At 59.1% G+C, this 19,196-nt stretch carries 23 protein-coding genes; 16 read left to right on the top strand and 7 right to left on the bottom strand.

What is annotated here, in order from left to right; translation table 11 throughout:
• The 8 genes from JSY17_RS23320 to ureC form a co-directional block, all read left to right on the top strand.
• The coding region (locus JSY17_RS23320) for an ABC transporter ATP-binding protein C-terminal domain-containing protein (protein ID WP_455567004.1) at positions 1 to 174 on the top strand (174 nt) is incomplete at its 5' end.
• Between the two features lie 107 nt (positions 175 to 281).
• Positions 282 to 980: an urea ABC transporter ATP-binding subunit UrtE gene (gene urtE, locus JSY17_RS23315; RefSeq protein WP_122369651.1), complete on the top strand. Its 699-nt coding sequence runs from the start codon at positions 282 to 284 to the stop codon at positions 978 to 980.
• A gap of 48 nt (positions 981 to 1,028) precedes the next feature.
• Positions 1,029 to 1,874, top strand: a complete 846-nt coding sequence (locus JSY17_RS23310) for an urease accessory protein UreD (RefSeq protein ID WP_206403113.1) — start codon at positions 1,029 to 1,031, stop codon at positions 1,872 to 1,874.
• 145 nt (positions 1,875 to 2,019) lie between these two features.
• A complete protein-coding gene (ureA, locus tag JSY17_RS23305; protein WP_117165508.1) occupies positions 2,020 to 2,322 on the top strand; it encodes an urease subunit gamma in 303 nt (100 codons plus the stop codon).
• An 11-nt stretch (positions 2,323 to 2,333) separates the two neighbouring features.
• Entirely contained in the window at positions 2,334 to 2,876 is a 543-nt protein-coding gene (locus tag JSY17_RS23300; RefSeq protein ID WP_200998701.1) for a GNAT family N-acetyltransferase, read from the top strand.
• A gap of 9 nt (positions 2,877 to 2,885) precedes the next feature.
• Positions 2,886 to 3,419, top strand: coding sequence for a GNAT family N-acetyltransferase (locus tag JSY17_RS23295; RefSeq protein WP_117183376.1), 534 nt, complete (start codon positions 2,886 to 2,888; stop codon positions 3,417 to 3,419).
• A complete protein-coding gene (locus tag JSY17_RS23290; RefSeq protein WP_117165505.1) occupies positions 3,416 to 3,721 on the top strand; it encodes an urease subunit beta in 306 nt (101 codons plus the stop codon). The genes JSY17_RS23295 and JSY17_RS23290 overlap by 4 nt, the downstream gene beginning before the upstream one ends.
• Before the next feature lie 127 nt (positions 3,722 to 3,848).
• A complete protein-coding gene (gene ureC, locus JSY17_RS23285) occupies positions 3,849 to 5,549 on the top strand; it encodes an urease subunit alpha (protein ID WP_117165504.1) in 1,701 nt (566 codons plus the stop codon).
• Between the two features lie 40 nt (positions 5,550 to 5,589).
• Here ureC and JSY17_RS23280 read toward each other — a convergent pair whose 3' ends face one another.
• The gene (locus tag JSY17_RS23280) at positions 5,590 to 5,784 is read right to left on the bottom strand and encodes a thioredoxin family protein (protein WP_206403111.1); all 195 of its coding nucleotides are present in this window, start codon (positions 5,782 to 5,784) and stop codon (positions 5,590 to 5,592) included.
• 360 nt (positions 5,785 to 6,144) lie between these two features.
• Between JSY17_RS23280 and JSY17_RS23275 the strand changes: the two genes are divergently transcribed.
• Entirely contained in the window at positions 6,145 to 7,260 is a 1,116-nt protein-coding gene (locus JSY17_RS23275; protein WP_201016085.1) for a sensor histidine kinase, read from the top strand.
• Between the two features lie 39 nt (positions 7,261 to 7,299).
• Here JSY17_RS23275 and cbpA read toward each other — a convergent pair whose 3' ends face one another.
• Positions 7,300 to 8,244: a curved DNA-binding protein gene (gene cbpA / locus JSY17_RS23270; protein WP_117165501.1), complete on the bottom strand. Its 945-nt coding sequence runs from the start codon at positions 8,242 to 8,244 to the stop codon at positions 7,300 to 7,302.
• A gap of 302 nt (positions 8,245 to 8,546) precedes the next feature.
• Here cbpA and JSY17_RS23265 point away from each other — a divergent pair, with 302 nt between their 5' ends.
• Positions 8,547 to 9,812, top strand: a complete 1,266-nt coding sequence (locus tag JSY17_RS23265; RefSeq protein WP_122369665.1) for an Hsp70 family protein — start codon at positions 8,547 to 8,549, stop codon at positions 9,810 to 9,812.
• Positions 9,813 to 9,909: 97 nt separating this feature from the next.
• Here JSY17_RS23265 and JSY17_RS23260 read toward each other — a convergent pair whose 3' ends face one another.
• Together JSY17_RS23260 and JSY17_RS23255 are read right to left on the bottom strand one after the other, a co-directional pair.
• A complete protein-coding gene (locus JSY17_RS23260) occupies positions 9,910 to 10,920 on the bottom strand; it encodes an AI-2E family transporter (protein WP_117165498.1) in 1,011 nt (336 codons plus the stop codon).
• 188 nt (positions 10,921 to 11,108) lie between these two features.
• Positions 11,109 to 11,399: a PsiF family protein gene (locus JSY17_RS23255; protein WP_117183381.1), complete on the bottom strand. Its 291-nt coding sequence runs from the start codon at positions 11,397 to 11,399 to the stop codon at positions 11,109 to 11,111.
• Between the two features lie 134 nt (positions 11,400 to 11,533).
• Here JSY17_RS23255 and JSY17_RS23250 point away from each other — a divergent pair, with 134 nt between their 5' ends.
• The gene (locus tag JSY17_RS23250; RefSeq protein WP_206403107.1) at positions 11,534 to 12,412 is read left to right on the top strand and encodes a DMT family transporter; all 879 of its coding nucleotides are present in this window, start codon (positions 11,534 to 11,536) and stop codon (positions 12,410 to 12,412) included.
• Here the strand turns inward: JSY17_RS23250 and JSY17_RS23245 are convergent.
• Positions 12,409 to 13,299 carry an esterase/lipase family protein gene (locus tag JSY17_RS23245; protein ID WP_117165495.1) on the bottom strand — a complete coding sequence of 297 codons (891 nt, stop codon included), beginning with the start codon at positions 13,297 to 13,299 and terminating at the stop codon, positions 12,409 to 12,411. The genes JSY17_RS23250 and JSY17_RS23245 overlap by 4 nt on opposite strands.
• 262 nt (positions 13,300 to 13,561) lie before the next feature.
• Between JSY17_RS23245 and osmE the strand changes: the two genes are divergently transcribed.
• Positions 13,562 to 13,900 carry an osmotically-inducible lipoprotein OsmE gene (gene osmE / locus JSY17_RS23240; protein WP_117165494.1) on the top strand — a complete coding sequence of 113 codons (339 nt, stop codon included), beginning with the start codon at positions 13,562 to 13,564 and terminating at the stop codon, positions 13,898 to 13,900.
• Between the two features lie 66 nt (positions 13,901 to 13,966).
• Here osmE and JSY17_RS26225 read toward each other — a convergent pair whose 3' ends face one another.
• Positions 13,967 to 14,053: a small membrane protein YohP gene (locus JSY17_RS26225; protein ID WP_442963079.1), complete on the bottom strand. Its 87-nt coding sequence runs from the start codon at positions 14,051 to 14,053 to the stop codon at positions 13,967 to 13,969.
• A 206-nt stretch (positions 14,054 to 14,259) separates the two neighbouring features.
• On the opposite strand from JSY17_RS26225, the gene JSY17_RS23235 reads away from it, so the two are divergent.
• Positions 14,260 to 14,793, top strand: a complete 534-nt coding sequence (locus JSY17_RS23235) for a ferritin-like domain-containing protein (RefSeq protein ID WP_117183383.1) — start codon at positions 14,260 to 14,262, stop codon at positions 14,791 to 14,793.
• Positions 14,794 to 14,901: 108 nt separating this feature from the next.
• Here JSY17_RS23235 and JSY17_RS23230 read toward each other — a convergent pair whose 3' ends face one another.
• On the bottom strand, positions 14,902 to 16,968 hold the full coding sequence (locus JSY17_RS23230) for an AsmA family protein (RefSeq protein ID WP_206403106.1): 2,067 nt from the start codon (positions 16,966 to 16,968) through the stop codon (positions 14,902 to 14,904).
• 226 nt (positions 16,969 to 17,194) lie between these two features.
• On the opposite strand from JSY17_RS23230, the gene JSY17_RS23225 reads away from it, so the two are divergent.
• The 3 genes from JSY17_RS23225 (at position 17,195) to JSY17_RS23215 (ending at position 19,180) form a co-directional block, all read left to right on the top strand.
• Positions 17,195 to 17,827: a TetR family transcriptional regulator gene (locus JSY17_RS23225; protein WP_117183385.1), complete on the top strand. Its 633-nt coding sequence runs from the start codon at positions 17,195 to 17,197 to the stop codon at positions 17,825 to 17,827.
• 181 nt (positions 17,828 to 18,008) lie between these two features.
• Entirely contained in the window at positions 18,009 to 18,509 is a 501-nt protein-coding gene (ureE, locus tag JSY17_RS23220; protein ID WP_206403105.1) for an urease accessory protein UreE, read from the top strand.
• A complete protein-coding gene (locus JSY17_RS23215) occupies positions 18,506 to 19,180 on the top strand; it encodes an urease accessory protein UreF (RefSeq protein WP_122369672.1) in 675 nt (224 codons plus the stop codon). The genes ureE and JSY17_RS23215 overlap by 4 nt, the downstream gene beginning before the upstream one ends.
• Positions 19,181 to 19,196: the final 16 nt, after the last annotated feature.

The raw sequence follows: 19,196 nt of genomic DNA, 5'->3' as shown, positions 1-19,196 counted from the left end.
TTCAAGAGCCTGGCCGGCAAGCACTCGCTGATGGTGGTGGAGCACGACATGGGCTTCGTCGGATCGATTGCCGATCACGTGACCGTGCTGCACCAGGGCAGCGTTCTGGCCGAAGGCTCACTGGCGGATGTCCAGGCCGACGAGCGCGTGATCGAAGTGTATTTGGGGCGCTGAGGCGTCCAGCTGTCAGCTTGAAGCCACAAGCTGCAAGAAAAAGCAGCGTGGTTTTGACTGTTCTTGCGGCTTGTAGCTTGCCGCTTATAGCTCCTGAGGAACGAAGCATGCTTCAAGTCGAAAAACTCCATCAATACTACGGCGGCAGTCATATTCTGCGCGGCCTGTCCTTCGACGTGAAAGTCGGTGAAGTCACCTGTCTGCTGGGACGTAACGGCGTGGGCAAGACCACATTGCTCAAGGTGCTGATGGGGTTGTTGCCGTCCAAAGAGGGCTCGGTGCAGTGGGAAGGCAAGCCCATCACCACGTTCAAACCGCATCAGCGGGTACATGCCGGTATTGCCTATGTACCTCAGGGCCGGGAGATTTTCGGACGGCTGACGGTGGAGGAAAACCTGCTGATGGGCCTGTCGCGCTTTCCCGGCTCCGAAGCCAAAGAGGTTCCGGCGTTCATCTATGAGCTGTTCCCGGTGCTGCTGCAGATGAAACATCGTCGCGGCGGCGATCTTTCCGGTGGTCAGCAGCAGCAACTGGCAATCGGTCGGGCTCTGGCCAGTCGACCTCGCCTGCTGATTCTCGACGAGCCCACCGAAGGCATTCAGCCTTCGGTCATCAAGGAAATCGGTGCGGTCATCAAGAAGCTGGCCGAGCGCGGCGACATGGCCATTCTGCTGGTGGAACAGTTCTACGACTTCGCCGCCGAGCTGGCAGACCAGTATCTGGTGATGTCCCGTGGCGAGATCGTCCAGCAGGGTCGCGGCGAGAACATGGAAGCCGAGGGCGTTCGTGGTCTTGTCACCATTTGAGCCAACAATCCGTTAAGGTGCATGACTCGACAGAATAATGAAGACACCATGAATCTGCCTGCCCCTACCGCCCTGTTTACACCCAGCTGGCACGCCGAGCTGGAACTGGGCTATGCACGTTTCGGCGACACCACGCGGCCGGTCCAGCGACGCCACAAAGGGCCGTTGCGGGTGCAGAAACATCTGTATGCCGAAGACCCGCAGGTCTGTCAGCACATCATCGTTCACCCGCCCGGCGGCATTGCGGGTGGGGACCGGCTGGACATCTCGGCCACGGTCGGCGAGCAGGCCTGGGCGCAACTGACCAGCCCCGGCGCAGCCAAGTGGTATCGCGCCGCAAGCCCGGCCTATCAGCAACTGGAGCTGCGGGTCGAACCCGGTGCAACGCTGGAGTGGCTGCCGCAGGAAACCATCGTATTCAGCAAGGCCCAGGCCGAACTGGCCACCCGCATCGACCTGCAAGGCGATGCCCGGCTGTGTTACTGGGATGTGGTGGCGCTGGGGCGTCCGGCCAGTGGCGAGCGTTTCGAGCAGGGGCATTTTCAGTCGCATCTGGATATCCGTCGCGACGGCCAGTTGCTATGGCACGAACGACAGCGCATTGTCGGTGGCGACGGTCTGCTGGATTCGCCTATCGGACTGAACGGCAGGACCGTCTTCGCGACCCTGCTGATCACCGGTGAAATCGACAGCGAAATGCTCGAAGCCTGCCGCTCGCTTTCGCTGCCCAACCCGGTCAGTGGTGACCTGACCCAATTGCCGGGTCTGGTGGTCGCCCGCTGTCTGGCGGATGAGGCCCTGCATGCACGGGCCTGGCTGATCGAATTATGGAAACTGCTGCGCCCGGCGTTGCTGGGCCGCGAGGCGGTAACGCCCAGGATCTGGAATACATGATTGTATGGGAGGCGTTGTGGGAGAGGGCTTGCCCGCAACAGGGCACATGCTATTCATGCAGCGTATTCGTCAACAGCACCGCTGTCGCGAGCAAGCTCCCTCCCACAACGAACAACACATCAGAATTTAAAAAACGGACCCGACAATGGACCTGACTCCACGCGAAAAAGACAAACTGCTGATTTTCACCGCCGGTCTGGTTGCCGAGCGCCGTCTGGCTCGCGGGGTGAAGCTCAACTACCCGGAAGCCATGGCCTATATCTCGGCAGCCCTGCTCGAAGGTGCCCGTGACGGACAGACCGTGGCCGAGCTGATGCATTACGGCACCACACTGCTGAGCCGCGATCAGGTCATGGAAGGCATCCCGGAAATGATCCCCGAGATCCAGGTGGAAGCCACCTTCCCGGACGGCACCAAACTGGTCACCGTGCATCAACCGATTGCCTGAGCAGGAGACTTATGAACGACCTGATTCGCGATGCAATGCCCGCCGATCTGCCGGGCATTCTCGCCATCTACAACGACGCGGTGCTCAACACCACGGCGATCTGGAACGAACAGCCCGTGGACCTGGCCAATCGTCAGGCCTGGTTCGAGGCGCGCAAGGTTCAGGCCTATCCGATCCTGGTCGCTGTCGACGATGCGGGTGAAGTCCTGGGCTATTCGTCATTTGGCGACTGGCGTCCTTTCGAGGGCTTCCGGCATACGGTCGAGCATTCGGTCTACGTCCGCACCGATCAGCGCGGCAAGGGATTGGGACCAAGACTGATGGCCGCGCTGATCGAGCGCGCCCGTCTCTGCGACAAGCACATCATGGTGGCGGCCATCGAGAGCGGCAATGCAGCCTCCATCGCCCTGCATGAACGCCTGGGCTTCAAGACCACCGGGCAGATGCCCCAGGTGGGCACCAAGTTCGGGCGCTGGCTGGACCTGACCTTCATGCAGCTGGACCTCTCGCCCGGCGCATTGGCACCGGCTTCTCAGGCTCCGCAACCCCACTAGGACATGCCCATGAATCCTGCACAGTTACGTCGTGTAACCGCTGAAAGTTTTGCGCATTACCGTCACGGACTGGCCGAGCTGTTGCTCGATGCCGTACACAACGGTGCTTCGGTAGGATTCATGGCCGATCTGGATACTGCGCAGGCCTTCGCCTGGAGCGACAGCCTGAAACCGGATATTGCCAGTGGCAGCCTGCTGCTGTGGGTGGTGGTCCAGGACGAGCAGGTGCTGGCCAGCGCGCAGTTGTCGCTGTGCCAGAAGCCCAACGGGCTCAATCGTGCCGAAGTGCAAAAACTCATGGTGCTGCAACAGGCAAGAGGTCGCGGCCTGGGCACCCAGTTGATGGAAACGGTCGAGCATGCCGCCGTCCAGCACAAGCGCGGCCTGCTGCATCTGGACACCGAAGCCGGTTCGCCTGCGGAAGCCTTCTACCGCGCCCTCGGCTACACCCGTGTCGGCGAACTGCCGGATTACTGCGCCACACCGGATGGTCGCTACATGCCAACCGCCATTTATTTCAAAACCTTGGGGCAACCAACATGATCCCTGGCCAATACCAGATTCAGCCCGGCGAGATCGAACTCAACGCCGGACGTCGCACTATCAGTCTGACCGTCGCCAACAGCGGGGACCGCCCGATCCAGGTCGGTTCGCACTTTCATTTCTTTGAAACCAACGACGCCCTGACCTTCGATCGTGCCGCCAGCCGCGGCATGCGCCTGAACATCCCGGCCGGCACCGCCGTGCGCTTCGAGCCGGGTCAGTCGCGGGAAGTGGAACTGGTGGACCTGGCCGGATTGAGGCGGGTTTTCGGTTTTGCCGGACGCGTCATGGGCGATCTCTAGAACGTGTCAGTTCCAGTTGCAAGCGCCAGGCTACAAGCTGCAAGAAACAGCAGCACAGCGCTTGCGATCCGCTTTTACTTGCAGCTCGCAGCTTGAAGCTTGCAGCTCCGAACCCGAGACCCGATAGATGAAAATAAGCCGACAAGCCTATGCCGACATGTTCGGCCCCACCGTGGGCGACAAGGTGCGCCTGGCCGATACCGAACTGTGGATCGAAGTCGAAAAAGACTTCACCACCTACGGCGAAGAGGTGAAATTCGGTGGCGGCAAGGTCATTCGTGACGGCATGGGCCAGGGCCAGCTGCTGGCCGCCGAGGTCGTGGACACCCTGATCACCAATGCCCTGATCATCGATCACTGGGGTATCGTCAAGGCCGACGTCGGGATCAAGGACGGGCGCATCGCCGCCATCGGCAAGGCGGGCAACCCGGATATCCAGCCGGACGTGACCATTGCCGTGGGCGCGGCGACCGAGGTGATTGCCGGTGAAGGCATGATCCTGACCGCTGGCGGCGTCGATACGCATATTCACTTCATCTGCCCGCAGCAGATCGAAGAAGCACTGATGAGCGGCGTGACCACCATGATCGGCGGCGGCACAGGTCCGGCCACCGGCACCAATGCCACCACCGTCACACCCGGCCCGTGGCATATGGCCCTGATGCTGAAAGCCGCCGACTCGTTCCCGATGAACATCGGCCTGACCGGCAAGGGCAACGTCAGCGTTCCCGGTCCGTTGATCGAACAGGTCAAGGCCGGGGCCATCGGTCTGAAGCTGCATGAAGACTGGGGCACCACACCTGCAGCCATCGACAACTGCCTGAGCGTGGCCGACGAATACGATGTGCAGGTCGCGATCCACACCGACACGCTCAACGAATCGGGCTTTGTCGAAACCACTCTGGGCGCGTTCAAGAACCGCACCATTCACACCTATCACACCGAAGGTGCCGGTGGTGGCCATGCGCCGGACATTATCAAAGCCTGCGGCTCGCCCAATGTCCTGCCCAGTTCCACCAACCCGACCCGGCCATTCACCCGCAACACCATCGACGAACACCTGGACATGCTGATGGTCTGCCATCACCTGGACCCCAGCATCGCCGAAGACGTGGCCTTTGCCGAAAGCCGTATCCGCCGGGAAACCATTGCTGCCGAAGACATCCTTCACGACCTGGGCGCGTTCTCGATGCTCAGTTCCGACAGCCAGGCCATGGGCCGTGTCGGCGAAGTGATCATGCGCACCTGGCAGACCGCCGACAAAATGAAGAAACAGCGCGGGCCGCTGCCTGGAGACGGGCCGGGCAATGACAACTTCCGCGCCAAGCGCTACATCGCCAAATACACCATCAACCCGGCGATCACCCACGGCATCAGCCATGAAGTGGGCTCCATCGAGGTGGGCAAGTGGGCGGATCTGGTGTTGTGGCGTCCGGCGTTCTTCGGCGTGAAACCCACCCTGATTCTCAAGGGCGGTGCCATCGCGGCCAGCCTGATGGGGGATGCCAACGCCTCGATCCCGACGCCTCAACCGGTGCATTACCGCCCGATGTTCGCCAGCCATGGCAGTTCCTTGCATGCCACCAGCCTGACCTTCATCAGCCAGGCGGCGTTCGATGCAGGCGTGCCGGAAACACTGGGCCTGAAGAAACAGATCGGTGTGGTCAAGGGCTGCCGCAGCGTGCAGAAGAAGGACCTGATTCACAACGACTACCTGCCCGACATCGATGTCGACCCGCAGACCTATCAGGTCAAGGCCGATGGCGTGTTGCTCTGGTGTGAACCGGCGGATGTGCTGCCGATGGCGCAGCGGTATTTCCTGTTCTGATCCAGCAAGGGCCTTCCTTCGGGAAGGCCCTTGCCGGTTTTCAGTCCTCCAGAAGCCTCTCGATCTCCTGCTCGTAATCGTCCTGATCGTGAACACCGGTCATTCTCGATACTTCAGCACCGTTCCTGAAAAAGATGACGGTGGGCACGCTGTCCACGGCGAAATTCTCGACAGTCGCCTCAGTGCTGTCGGCATGCAGCCGAAGTATCAATACCCGGTCATCGAGCGCTGTCACGAGATCATCCAGTATCCGGCTGGTCAGGGCGCTGTCACTGCTCCCCGTATCACTGAACTAGGCCAGTACGAGCCTGTCCGTATTGAATACCTGGTCCTGAAAGCTGTCATCATCAACATTCATAACACTCATGATTCAATTTCTCCTATTTGATCTACAGGAGTGGGATGTACGCGATACATCATTCACCAGACGGCTTCATCGCTAGCGAGCAACCTATAACTGCCCTCTCACCTCGTCTACCTGTCAGAAATGACAGTATCCGCCTCTTCAAAGGCGTCAGACGGCTGTTTGTCGGACAAGGCAAAAACGGTAATATGCCCGGCACCCCTCATTACCCCAGAAGCAAGGTAACCGGCAATGCGACTATCTGAATTCATCGTCGCTCATGTGGATAGCATCGTCGATGAATGGGAAGACTTCGCCAAGACCCTGAAACCGGCAGCCGACACCATGAACAGTGTCGAACTGCGCGACCATGCCCGGTCGATTCTGCTGGCTGCCGCCAGAGACATGGACACTGCCAGCAGCAAAGCCAAGGTCAAAGCCGGTGGCACGATGCCGAATCTGGAGGAAGCCGCCGCCAGCCATGGCGAGCTCCGGCATACGGTGGGCTTCGATCTGGTGCAGATGACATCCGAGTTTCGCCACCTGCGAGCCAGCGTCACTCGGTTGTGGAGCGAGAGCCTGACCACACCCGAACCGACTGCCTTTGAAGACATGATCCGTTTCAACGAGGTCATCGACGAAGCGCTCGCCGAATCCACCGCTGCCTATGTCGAGCGAGTCACTCGTTCACGGGACATGTTCCTGGCCATCCTCGGACATGACCTGCGTGCGCCGTTGCAGGCAGTCAGCATGTCCACCGATCTGCTGATGCGCAAGTCAGAGCCGAATGAGAAGACGCTTGCCTACATTGCCCAGATCAAGAACAGCACGCGTCACATGGGAGCCATGGTCGGAGATCTGCTGGAGTTCGTACGCAGCCGGCTCGGGGCCTCTCTGCCGGTAGAGCGCAAGCCCATGGACCTTGCCGCCGCCTGCCGCGAAGCCATCGAAGAAGCCTGCGCCGGGCAGCCGGCCTGCACACCGACGCTGGAAATAGACGGCGACACCCGAGGCGAGTGGGACAGTGCACGGATCGGCCAGTTGCTGCAGAACCTCATCGGCAATGCGCTGCAGCATGGTGCCGCCAGCAATGCCGTCATGGTCAGGATCACTGGCCGCAAAGATAACGTTGAACTGATCGTCCATAACGACGGCGAGCCGATTTCCGAGGATGCCATCGGCACGATTTTCGATCCGATGGTACGCAACGTGAACCCGGAATCAGGCACAGTGAAGCCCTCGACCAGTCTTGGCCTGGGGCTGTTCATCGTCAAGGAAGTGGTAAATGCCCACGCCGGCAGCATTACCGTGACGTCGACCCTCGGTGAAGGAACCACCTTTACCGTGATCCTGCCCCGAGGCGCCTGAACATGCAGGTGGCCGACTTGTCGACCACCTGAGAGCGACTCAATTCCCCCACTGACTCCGCGGATCGAAGGCAGACTTGTCGGCCAGCTTCTGCCAGAGCGCCCTGGTGGCATCATCGATCGTACGGGGCATGACAACCTTGAGCTGAGCGTACAGATCGCCACGCTCGCCTTTCTTGTCCAGCAGGCCATTGCCCTTGATGCGCAGGCGCTGTCCGTTCTGGCTTTCCGGGCGGATGGTCAGGTTGATCTTGCCGGTCAGGGTCGGCACCGCGACCTTGGCACCCAACGCAGCCTCCCATGGAGCCAGCGGCACGGTGATGACCAGATCATGGTTCTCCACCTCGAAAAGCGGATGCGGCGCCAGGCGAATGATCAGATACAGATCGCCATTTTCGCCACCTGCAACACCGGGCGCGCCCTGACCCTTGAGGCGAATGCGCTCGCCATCCACGACTCCGGCAGGAATCTTCACGTTCAGGGTCTTGGTGATGTCGGCCATGCGCTGCCCGTTGGGGCTGTGCTGAGGCACCTTGAAGCTGACCTGCTTGGACTCGCCCGACAGGGTTTCTTCCAGGAAGATCGCAAGCTCCATCTCCACGTCCTGCCCCTTGCGTCCCGGGTTACGCGAACGACCACCCTGCTGCTGGGCACGACCACCGAAGATCGAACTGAAGAATTCGGAAAAGTCCGTGGTGTCGCCACCAAAACCACCGCCACCCGCACGACTCTGCCAGCCAGGTGGTGGCTGAAAAGGCCGGCCTTGACGTCCGTACTTGCGTATCTCGTCATACTCGGCGCGCTTTTCCGGGCTGCTCAGGACCTCATAAGCCTCCGAAGCCTCCTTGAACTTCTCTTCCGCGCCAGCCTCTCTGCTGACATCCGGATGATACTTGCGCGCAAGCTTGCGATAGGCCGCCTTGAGCGCCTTGTCATCGACCGTCGGCTCGACGCCGAGAATCTTGTAATAATCTTTGAAATCCATCTAACGATCACCCATCCCCAATATGTCCAGCGCAACTCCATGCGTCGGTCTAATGCGCACAGCATCCTCTTAATTTGAGGCAATCCGGATAATTTCGCGCTGGATAATGTAACGCATCTGGCGCCGGGCACATGAAATACGGCCCGGTCTGCCGACAATTCCCTGAAGATTGGGGTGCGCAGCCAGAGTTCAAGCCTTGGGGGCAATTACCGATAACAACCTGTCTACTGTTTTCCCCGCTACGCATTCACGATGTACTCGCATACACTGCGCGGCCGTTTTTTGACTGGAACGTAAAAGACATGAATGACCAATCCCCGGCCCGTGCCTGCGGCATCGATTTCGGCACGTCCAATTCCACTGTCGGTTGGCAAAGGCCGGGCGTGGAAACGTTGATTGCGCTGGAGGACGACAAGATCACTCTGCCATCGGTGGTGTTCTTCAATATGGAAGAGCGTCGCCCGGTGTATGGCCGCCTGGCACTGCACGAGTATCTGGAGGGCTATGAAGGCCGCCTGATGCGCTCGCTCAAGAGTCTGCTGGGCTCCAAGCTGATCAAGCACGACACCAGCGTGCTGGGCACGGCCATGCCGTTCAAGGATTTGCTGGGGCTGTTCATCGGTGAGCTGAAAAAGCGTGCCGAACGCACCGCTGGCCGGGAATTCGAACAGGTTGTGCTGGGTCGCCCGGTACATTTTGTCGATGACGACGCCCAAGCCGACCAGGAAGCCGAAGACACCCTGGCCGAAGTCGCTCGCAAGATCGGTTTCAAGGACGTGTCGTTCCAGTACGAACCCATTGCTGCCGCCTTCGACTACGAGTCCGGTATCAACAGCGAAGAACTGGTGCTGATCGTCGATATCGGCGGTGGTACGTCAGACTTCTCGCTGGTGCGTCTTTCCCCCGAGCGCCGCATCCGCGACGACCGCCACGAAGACATCCTGGCCACCGGCGGCGTGCATATCGGCGGAACCGACTTCGACAAGCAACTGAGCCTGCAAGGCGTAATGCCGTTGTTCGGTTATGGCAGCCGCATGAAAAGCGGTGCCTACATGCCGACCAGCCATCACATGAATCTCGCGACCTGGCACACCATCAACGCCGTGTACTCGCAGAAATCCCAGCTGGCCCTGGGCAGCATGCGCTACGACATCGAAGATACCGGCGGCATCGACCGGCTGTTCAAACTGATCGAGCAACGCGCCGGGCACTGGCTGGCGATGGAAGTGGAAGAAACCAAGATCCAGCTGACCCACGCCGAAACCCGCCACGTCTCCATGGACCGCATCGAAAGCGGCCTGAGTGTGGACCTGAGCCGAGCCATGTTCGAGTCGGCCATCGACGCGCAGCTTGAGCGCGTGCGTGACAGCGTGAACACACTGTTGAGCGATGCAGGCGTGGGTGTCGAGCAGGTGAATACGGTGTTCTTCACCGGTGGTTCCAGCGGAATCCCGGCACTGCGCAACAGCGTGTCGGCCATGCTGCCCAATGCCCGCCATGTGGAAGGCAATATCTTCGGCAGCATCGGCAGCGGTTTGGCGATTGAGGCCAGGAAGAGATACGGATAAAAGCTGCAAGCTTCAAGCTGTAAGCGGCAAGAAAAAGCAAAGGCGAACAGGCGGTGCTTTTGACTTGTCGCTTATAGCTTGCCGCTCAAAACTTCCCTTACACCAACCCTTCCTTCTGCAGTTCGCTCTTGAGATACGCATAGTAGATCGGCCCTGCCACCACGCCCGGCAGGCCGAAGGCTGCTTCGAACAGGAGCATGGCCAACAGCAGTTCCCAGGACTTGGCATTGATCTGCCCGCCGACGATCCGCGCATTGAGGAAGTATTCGACCTTGTGGATCACGATCAGATAAGTCAGCGCCGCAAAGGCTACCCAGATCGACACCGACATGCCGACGATGAAAATCAGAGTGTTGGACATCAGGTTACCCACCACCGGCAGCAGGCCGAGCAGGAAGGTCATGATGATCAGGGTCTTGGTCAACGGCAGGTGAATGCCCCACAACGGCAGGACAATCGCCAGGAACACCGACGTGAAAGCGGTGTTGAGCAGCGAGATCTTGATCTGGGCAAAGACGATATTGCGGAACGCACGGCTCAGCAGGCTCAGTCGGTCGAACAGCGCAGCAGCCAGTGGCTTGCGGGTATGAACGTCCGAGATCCGCTGCAGGGCGATGATCGCGCCGAGTACCATGCCGATCAGCATGGTCACGAACATGTGGGCCGCGCCCTTGCCGATCATCTGCAACTCACCGATGTGCTTTTGCAGCCATTGGCCCAGGGATACCTGAAACTCGGCGGCACTGGCCGGCAGGTAGGCATCGATGAAAGGCGGCAATTGCCCACGGGCTCGGTCCACCAGGACCATGAACTTGTCCAGTGACGCGCCGGGGTTCTCGGCCTCGTGCAATACAAAACTGATGGCACCGGCAAAAATCAGCGTCAGCAGACTGACAATGATGGTTCCCAACAGGGCCACGGCAAGCCATCGGGCGCGCTCACCGGAAATCAGGCGTTGCAGCCTGGGGGTCAGCATGTTGACCAGTTCGTAGACCAGCAGCCCCGCCAACAGACTTGGCAAAAGCTTGAAAGGCAGGATCAGCAGCAAACCACCAAAAACCAGAATCCAGCTGGCTATCAATACCTGACGCGCAGAAAACGTTGGCATAAAGCCTCAACGAGCGGCCCAAAGAAGACGGCAGTCTGCCAGCGATCAGAGCCGAGGACCAGTGATCCGAAGGCCCGAACGGCAATAGCACGCCCCTTGGCTGAAGAGCTGCGGCGGGAATTGGGCCGGAGGGCTTTATTTCCCGCACCTGAACCGGCATTCGGACGGATTCGTCCCTCGCCGGAAAATTATTTCTTCTTGAGACAATCGCTCATGAAGCTCTTGCGGGCATCGCCCTTGAGGGCCTGGGTGGTGGCGGTCGCGTTGCAGGTCTTCATTTTTTCCTGCTGGGTTTGCGCCGGAGCCGGTGCAGCCTTCAGGCAGTTACTCATGAATGCCTTGCGCTCATCGCCCTTGAGCGATTTGGCACTGGCGTCAGCATTGCAGGAAGTCATTTTGTTCTGCTGCTCCGTGGCGGCAAAACCTTGAGTGGATACCATCAGACCAACGAGCAACAAAGAAATACCGAGCGTCTTCATCGGGTCAACTCTCCAGAACGACCGTGCCGATCAGCGCAGCCTCAAAAGAGTGTAGTCAAAGATGTTGCGATGTATGTCGAGCCAAGACGCCTCATCGGGTGGATAATCACCTCAGGTTTTTTATCGGTTATCCCATGCAATACGCATTTCCTCTGCTGACCATTCTGATCTGGGCAGCCAATACCGTGATTACCAAGGCTTCATCGCTGGTGATCTTCCCTTCCGAGATCGGTTTCTATCGCTGGTTGCTGGCAGGTCTGCTGTTTACGCCCTTCATGCTCAGGCCGGTGTGGAAGAACCGGGCGCTGATCAAGCCGGTACTGGGCAAGATCGTCATTCTGGGCGTGCTCGGCATGGCGGTGTACCAGAGCCTGGCGTATTTCGCCGCCGGCATGACCACGGCCACCAATATGGGGATCATTCAGTCCCTGGTGCCGATGATGGCGCTGGGGCTTTCGATTGCCTGCCTGGGTAATCGCCTGACTTTCGGCGCCTTGCTCGGGGCCTTACTGTCTTTTGCCGGCGTGGTCGTGGTGGTGTCGGCCGGCAACCTGAACGCGCTTGTGGAACAGGGCATCAATCGAGGGGATGCGATGGTTCTGGTCGCGGCCGCTGCCTATGCCGTCTACAGCACCCTGCTGAAAAAGTGGCAGTTGTGCCTGCCGCCTCTGCAGTTGCTGTACCTGCAAATTCTGGTGGCGATCATTGTGCTGTTTCCGCTGTTCATTCTCTCGCCCAGAACGGGCCTGAACATGAGCAACATTCCTCTGGTCCTGTATGCGGCCATTCCGACCTCGATGCTCGCACCATGGTTGTGGATGACTTCCATCATGCGACTGGGACCGAGTCGCACGACGCTGTTCTTCAACCTGATGCCCATTGCTACCGCGCTGATCGCAGCAGCCTTTCTGGGCGAACAACTGGCGCTTTACCACCTGACGGGAGGTGCCTTGACCTTGTGCGGAGTCATCCTGGCAGAACGCTGGAAGACCCCGCTGCGGCAGACGACCTAAAGACCGGCGGCTTTCAGGCGTGCGGCGTGGTCAAGGAAGAGCTTTACAGGGTTCGCCCCCTTGCCCACAAGGCCGAAGGTCTGGTTGACGATATCGAAGTGGTCGAGGGGGAAGTCATCGCCGATCACGGTGCCCAGATGTGAGCTGAAACGCCCGACCATGCCATCCGACTGGCCCTTTTCCTTGACGAAAGTGCGGGCGAAGATCCGGCAGGTCACGTTGGTCCCGTCGATCAGGTTGCGCCCACGATTGGTAAAGCCCGGCTTCAGAATCCCGGACCAGGAGTAATAACGCACACCATTGACCAGTTCCTCGCCCTGCCCGCCCCAGGTATGCGGCAGCCCTTGCGGATACTGCCTGTTGAACAGCGCCACTCCGGCCGTGGTCAGGGACTGGTGGGAAGCCGAGATATTCATCGGCAACTTCGGCCCGCGATACCCGGTTTCAAACACTGTGATCGTCCAGGACAGCAGACCGATCACCGCATTCACGACATGCCCGCCCGGACTGCCCACCGGGAAATTACGCTCCAGATAATCCGCCAGCTCGGAACCATGATTGGGACCGGCCACGGACGTCACCGAAGCCACCAGATCCGGGCGCTTGGCAGCGACATAGCGAACCGTCAGCGCGCCCTGGCTATGACCGATCAGATTGACCTTGGAAACACCGGTTTCGCGGATGGTCTTCTCGATGACCTTGAGCAACTGCTCTCCCCGTATTTCGGTGGAATTGACCCCGGAAACCATGACCGGAATCACCGTCGCCCCACCTCGCTCCAGCGCCTTGATGATGCCGAACCAGTAGGGATAGACCAGTAAACGCACAAACCCCAACAGCCCGGGCACGAGCAGCAACGGATATCGTGTAGCTTGTTCTTGCGCCATATATGCCTTCTCCCACGTTAGCCAATCGCTGGAACCTTTGGGTTTGTTTGAAAAATCACCGCACGCTCAGGCTGTTTTCAACACAGCATGATCGACGCGCAATTACTTTTCAGACAAAGCCTAGCGGTGTTTGGGAGCAAGACAGATTTATATGACAAACACACGTACTGCCTTATCGCCATCAATTATCGAACTCTCGCGCACCTTCCCGGCTCCAACTTCTATCGGGCCAAGACCGGCTCTGTCATGCGGAGAGACAACGATGTACAAGAAAATCCTGGCAGCTACCTGTGTATTGGGGACATTGGCGGGCTGTGGCTCGACTACCGTACAGAATCCGGTGGACTTCGTGACCTATCGCGACGAACCGCTGGTCAAGCAGGTCGAAAACGGCATGACCCGGCAGCAGGTCCTGACCATTGGCGGCGAGCCGTCGTCCACCATCGAGCGCAAGGTCAACCCGGGAACCTGCAACAACTACGTACTGTTCAAGGACGGTCACAAGCAGGTCTATCACGTGAGCTTCAACGGCGACGGCCGCGTGAACCACAAAGGCTTCATGACGTGTGAGCAGCGCGAAGCGAACGAACGCGCCATGTGATAGCTGTCAGGCAGAATGAAAAAAAGCTCGCTGCATCATGCACCGAGCTTTTTCATTGGCTGTGTTTCAGAAAACCAGCTTGAACAGCGCAATGACCACGATCAGACCGATCAGGAAAATGATGCCGACGGTGCCACCTAGAAACTTGAGCATTTTGTCTCTCCATAAATGAATGCCTCAAGTTAGGGACCACGCTGTCATGCAGTCGTTTCTTATATTTTTTACATCTGCTGAAAACGGCGGGTCATCCGAAATTCGATAAAACTTTTCTCGATGTTCATCACTCACACGTACTGACGATCTCGCCTAACCCCTGATCAAGAGCGGGACGAAAACCTGATGAACTCTGGAGATAAATCATGATTTCTGCACCCCAGCTATCCGATGTCAGCAGCCTGCGTGAACGCGCACGTCAAAACGTTGAGAACGGTGCCGTCACCGAAGGGTATAACGCGGACCGGGAAACCATTCTGCGTCTGCTCAATGAGTCGCTAGCAACCGAGCTGGTCTGCGTACTGCGTTACAAACGTCACTACTTCATGGCCAACGGCCTGAAGGCGAGCGTGGCGGCAGATGAGTTTCTGGAACATGCACAGCAGGAAGCCGAGCACGCCGACAAGCTGGCTGAGCGCATTGTGCAACTGGGCGGTGAGCCTGAGTTCAACCCCGACACCCTGTCGAAGAACTCCCACGCCCAATACGTCGCAGGCAAGACGCTCAAGGAAATGGTCTACGAAGATCTGGTCGCCGAACGCATTGCCGTCGACAGCTACCGTGAAATCATTCAGTACATCGGCGAATCCGACCCGACGACCCGCCGCATCTTCGAAGACATCCTGGCACAGGAAGAAGAGCATGCGGACGACATGGCGGATATCCTGAACGACCTGTAAACCTTCAAGCATCCGTTACAAGCAAGCTCCCTCTCACGAGTTATTGTAGGAGGGAGCTTGCTCGCGACGGTTCAAAAGACAGTATTTACACAGCCCGCACAATCAGTTTCAGTTCACAGTCTTGGGTGCCTTGCCCGCCCTCATCTGCTCCAGCAACGGCCCACACTGATTCGGCGTGCTGTCCCCCGTAGCGACCAGCGCCAGAAGACCCGCCGCCGGACCGACCGTGGCGCCCAGCAGTACCATGCCCGCTCCGCGCAACAACAATGGACCCGATTGTACGCCGGCATTGGGGCTGGCGAACGGGCCATTCACATACAGGGGCGAGCGCAGCGAGAACACCCTGAAACCCTTGGACTCGGGGTTGATCTTCAGGTCCAGCTGTTCGGTCTTGAAGTTCGCCGTACCGTCGATGTAGATGATTGCGTTCTCGGTATCGAACACGAACAGGCGACTGGTAGCCAGGCCGTCCTTGATGCCGAAATCCGATGCCGCACAGTTGATCTTCACGTCCTGGTCGCCAAACAGCCTGCCGACCACGTAGTTACCCACGTTGAGCCCTGCAATCTCCATCAGGCCCCGGCTGATGGCGCCGTCGTTGACCAGCATCTTCAAATCGCCATTGGCGGTGCCCAGCAAGGCCGCAATCGAGTTGCCGCGACCACTGATATCGGCATCGCCATTGAGCTCACCGAAGCTGGTCTTCATGGGCTCGAAGGTCGGGAACAGTTGCTTGAGCTTGAAGTTGCGTGCCGACAGTCTGGCCCGTCCCTGCAGCGGCTGGGTGCGGCCATCCAGGCGGATTTCGGCATCCAGCCTGCCGCCAGCCACACCGAAGCGCAGCGGTTGCAGGCTCAGTTGACCGTCATTGAGCAACAGATGCGTATACAGATCGGTAAAGGGCAGATCCGGGCTCTGGACGATCCGCTTGCCGGTGAACTCCACATCGGCATCCATCGCCCGCCAGCGGTCGGTCTGAAACTCTTCCACAGGCAGGACCTTGCCCTTGGGCTGCTTGCTCTCGCCACCGCGCTTTTTCTGCGCGGCATTGGAATCGGCACCAATCAGAGGCGCAAGATCGCTGAACAACAACTGGTTGGAAACCAATACCCCGCTGAGCTTGGGCCGTGGCTGGCTGGCCACGAAACTCAGATCGCCATGAATGTCGCTGTTGCCGATCTTGCCGTTGAAGCCTTCATAGCGGAAGTTCGCTCCGGCAGCGTCGTGGATTTTGGCGATAAGTCGGCCGTCGGTGGAATAGGCGGGCGAGTCAGGCAAGGCAACGCCGGTCAATGGATAAAGATGGCTCAGGCTGGTGCCGGACAGTTTCAGACGCAGGTCCAGCGCCCCCAGGTTCTGCGGATCGGTCAGGGTGCCGGCAATTGCAATCTGCGTATCGCCGATCTTCAGATCGGCCTGTACCGGGAAAGGCTGCGTGGCGTCCTTCAGGGCCAGCAAACCACCGACCTTGCCCGTCCCGTTCACCTTCTGCTCGTGATACTGCCCTTTGACCGACAGGCCAAAGGCGTAGTCCTGCGGGACAGCCCCCTTCTCCTGAGCCTTCTTGACCTCCTTGCTGCCGACGATGTCACCGAAGGGGATCGGCTTGCCCAGCATATCGATCACCACATCCAGTTGAGTCTTCAAGGTCTGGTCGTTGAAGCTGACCAGGCCTTTGTCGAACTTGATCGCGCCGATATCCAGCGCCCAGCTGGAGGGCTCGGCGTCGGGATCGGACTTGGGCAGGTCGAACACCCAGTTGGCGCGGCCATCGGCCAGACGCTCAAGCTTCGCCTCGGGGCCGGTCAGGTCGATGCGTGGGATCACGACTTCCTGCACCAGCAAAGGCAGCAGGGCAAGACGAAACTCGACTTGCCTGAGCGTGGCCATTTGCGGAGTTTTGGACCACTCGGGGTTGCCCAGGCTCAGGTCCTGAGCCACGAAATGCGGCCATGGCACCCAGGCGCGCCAGCCACCGGATTCCGGTTCGCGTTGCCAGTGCACGGCCAGATCACCATTGATGGCGAACGGACGATGCAGCGCTTCGCTGACTTTTTCGTTGAGGGTGGGTTTGATGCGGTTCCAGTCGAAGGTGGCGATCACAATGACCAATACGGCAAGCACCAATAACAACGTGGCGCCTGTCCAGGCGAAAATCTTGCGGCTGCGCGTCATCGCACGTCACTCCAAAAACCAACGCCCCGGCCATGGTGCGTTGAATACGACATGTTCCTTCGACTGACAAAAGCGCCGAGGGTTTGCTGTGATAGGTAAATAGCCCGACAGGTTCCATCGAAGAGAAAAGGTAGCCGCGTCAGGCTCTCCCATCAAAAGCCTTTCGACGCATGCAAAGCTCATTTGCTAGAGTGCAACATAGTCCAATCGTAGATCTCTTTACCTCATGCTGCCCCGCGCCGAACAGAAACAACAGACCCGAAGAGCCTTGCTGGACGCCGCGCATCAGTTGATGGAAAGCGGGCGCGGTTTCGCCAGCCTGAGCCTGCGGGAAGTCGCGCGTACGGCAGGCATTGTGCCGACCGGCTTCTATCGCCATTTCGAGGACATGGACCAGTTGGGGCTGGCGCTGGTCAGTGAAGTGGGTCAGACCTTTCGTGAAACCATTCGCCTGGTACGCCATAACGAACTGGTCATGGGCGGGCTGATTCAGGCATCGGTACAGATCTTTCTCGATCAGGTGGCAGCCAACCGTTCGCAGTTCCTGTTTCTGGCACGGGAGCAATATGGCGGCTCGCTCAAGGTGCGTCAGGCACTGGGAGCCTTGCGTGAAGGCATCAGTGCCGACCTGACCGCCGACCTGGCGAAAATGCCCAAGTGGAAACACCTCGATATCAAGGCGCTGTCGGTGATTGCCGATCTGGTGGTCAAAAGCGTCTTCGCCATGCTGCCAGAGCTGATCGACCCGCCTGCTGCCACGCTCGCAGCCCATCTGACTCCCCAGGCCAAGATCACCCAACAGTTGCGCTTCATCTTCATGGGTGCCAAGCACTGGAAGGGCCTTGGAAGCATTGACTGATATTTCCGTCAGAAAATTCGCACCATCCTGAAACACAAACAAATCACCGCACCATAATCGGGCGTTTAATTGACGCTTTTCTGTTCAGCCACCCAATCGCGCCCGCTTTTTCCCGATTCCTGTACTGTTGGCAAGCCCCTTGCTCTGATTTGAAGCATCGCAATTAGCTGGAAGCTTTCTGATGCTGGTGATTCATAAAAGAATCGACCCCCAAACCGAGTGGGCCGCCGAGCTGCATTTGAATTTCGAGGCCCGCAGCAAAAGCCGCCTGCGTTGCTTCAGTGCCGAGAACGAAGATGTAGGACTGTTCCTGCAACGCGGACAGCCTCCTCTTCATGACGGTGAATTCCTGCAGGCCGAAGATGGTCGTATCGTGCGGGTCTGCGCCCGTCCCGAACAACTGCTGCATGTCACCTGCCGCAGCACGTTTGAACTGACCCGCGCGGCCTATCATCTGGGCAACCGTCATGTGGCCCTGCAAGTGGGCGACGGCTGGCTGCGCCTGCTGGACGACTATGTGCTCAAGGCCATGCTCGATCAGTTGGGAGCGACCACCGAAACCATCGAAGCGCCCTTCCAGCCGGAACACGGTGCCTATGGCGGCGGTCATCATCATTCCCGGCCCGGCGAGGAAGACTTCAATTACGCGCCTCGCCTGCACCAGTTCGGCGTACGCAAGTGAACCGTGCCTGGGCGCTTCTGCGTCTGGCCAGCCCCCAGCTTCCGATTGGCGGCTACAGCTATTCGCAAGGGCTGGAAATGGCCGTTGAGCAATCCATCGTCGTCGATCCGCACACCGCTGCGCGCTGGATCGGCGATCAGTTGCTGCTCAACCTCGCGCGTTTCGAGGCGCCCTTGATGCTCGCCCATTGCACAGCCGCCGTCGATGAAGACTGGGGCCAGTTGCTGCAACTGAGCGAGCAACACCGTGCCAGCCGGGAAACCCGCGAGCTGCATCTGGAAAGCCGGCAGATGGGTTATTCCCTGCAACAGCTGCTCAATGGCCTGCCGGAACTGGATCGCCCTGCCCGCCGCTTTCTGGAACAGACCGGCGAGCCGCATCTGGCCCTGGGCTGGGCGCTGGCCGCACGCGCCTGGCAAATCAGCCCTCAGGACGCGCTCGCAGCCTGGCTTTGGAGCTGGCTGGAGAACCAGCTGGCGGTACTGATGAAAACCCTGCCGCTGGGCCAGCAGGCCGCCCAACGACTGACCAGTGAACTGCTGCCCTTGTTGCAGCAGGCCCAACACAACGCCACTGCTCAAGACAGCCAACAGATCGGCAGCGCCGCCTTCGGCCTGTCACTGGCGAGCATGGCCCATGAACGTCAATACAGCCGGTTGTTCCGGTCCTAGAACCCATGGAGAACTC

Origin of the sequence: Pseudomonas capsici (assembly GCF_017165765.1) — a bacterium.
GTDB classification, from domain to species: domain Bacteria; phylum Pseudomonadota; class Gammaproteobacteria; order Pseudomonadales; family Pseudomonadaceae; genus Aquipseudomonas; species Aquipseudomonas capsici.
The sequence above is the reverse complement of the archived record's forward strand: the minus strand, read 5'-3'. Positions and strand labels throughout refer to the sequence as shown.

Bases quoted from the DNA above. Each gene is read 5' to 3' on its own strand.
- urtE (WP_122369651.1), top strand. From the start codon at position 282: ATGCTTCAAGTCGAAAAACTCCATCAATACTACGGCGGCAGTCATATT.
- JSY17_RS23310 (WP_206403113.1), top strand. From the start codon at position 1,029: ATGAATCTGCCTGCCCCTACCGCCCTGTTTACACCCAGCTGGCACGCC.
- ureA (WP_117165508.1), top strand. From the start codon at position 2,020: ATGGACCTGACTCCACGCGAAAAAGACAAACTGCTGATTTTCACCGCC.
- JSY17_RS23300 (WP_200998701.1), top strand. From the start codon at position 2,334: ATGAACGACCTGATTCGCGATGCAATGCCCGCCGATCTGCCGGGCATT.
- JSY17_RS23295 (WP_117183376.1), top strand. From the start codon at position 2,886: ATGAATCCTGCACAGTTACGTCGTGTAACCGCTGAAAGTTTTGCGCAT.
- JSY17_RS23290 (WP_117165505.1), top strand. From the start codon at position 3,416: ATGATCCCTGGCCAATACCAGATTCAGCCCGGCGAGATCGAACTCAAC.
- ureC (WP_117165504.1), top strand. From the start codon at position 3,849: ATGAAAATAAGCCGACAAGCCTATGCCGACATGTTCGGCCCCACCGTG.
- JSY17_RS23275 (WP_201016085.1), top strand. From the start codon at position 6,145: ATGCGACTATCTGAATTCATCGTCGCTCATGTGGATAGCATCGTCGAT.
- cbpA (WP_117165501.1), bottom strand. From the start codon at position 8,244: ATGGATTTCAAAGATTATTACAAGATTCTCGGCGTCGAGCCGACGGTC.
- JSY17_RS23265 (WP_122369665.1), top strand. From the start codon at position 8,547: ATGAATGACCAATCCCCGGCCCGTGCCTGCGGCATCGATTTCGGCACG.
- JSY17_RS23260 (WP_117165498.1), bottom strand. From the start codon at position 10,920: ATGCCAACGTTTTCTGCGCGTCAGGTATTGATAGCCAGCTGGATTCTG.
- JSY17_RS23255 (WP_117183381.1), bottom strand. From the start codon at position 11,399: ATGAAGACGCTCGGTATTTCTTTGTTGCTCGTTGGTCTGATGGTATCC.
- JSY17_RS23250 (WP_206403107.1), top strand. From the start codon at position 11,534: ATGCAATACGCATTTCCTCTGCTGACCATTCTGATCTGGGCAGCCAAT.
- JSY17_RS23245 (WP_117165495.1), bottom strand. From the start codon at position 13,299: ATGGCGCAAGAACAAGCTACACGATATCCGTTGCTGCTCGTGCCCGGG.
- osmE (WP_117165494.1), top strand. From the start codon at position 13,562: ATGTACAAGAAAATCCTGGCAGCTACCTGTGTATTGGGGACATTGGCG.
- JSY17_RS26225 (WP_442963079.1), bottom strand. From the start codon at position 14,053: ATGCTCAAGTTTCTAGGTGGCACCGTCGGCATCATTTTCCTGATCGGT.
- JSY17_RS23235 (WP_117183383.1), top strand. From the start codon at position 14,260: ATGATTTCTGCACCCCAGCTATCCGATGTCAGCAGCCTGCGTGAACGC.
- JSY17_RS23230 (WP_206403106.1), bottom strand. From the start codon at position 16,968: ATGACGCGCAGCCGCAAGATTTTCGCCTGGACAGGCGCCACGTTGTTA.
- JSY17_RS23225 (WP_117183385.1), top strand. From the start codon at position 17,195: ATGCTGCCCCGCGCCGAACAGAAACAACAGACCCGAAGAGCCTTGCTG.
- ureE (WP_206403105.1), top strand. From the start codon at position 18,009: ATGCTGGTGATTCATAAAAGAATCGACCCCCAAACCGAGTGGGCCGCC.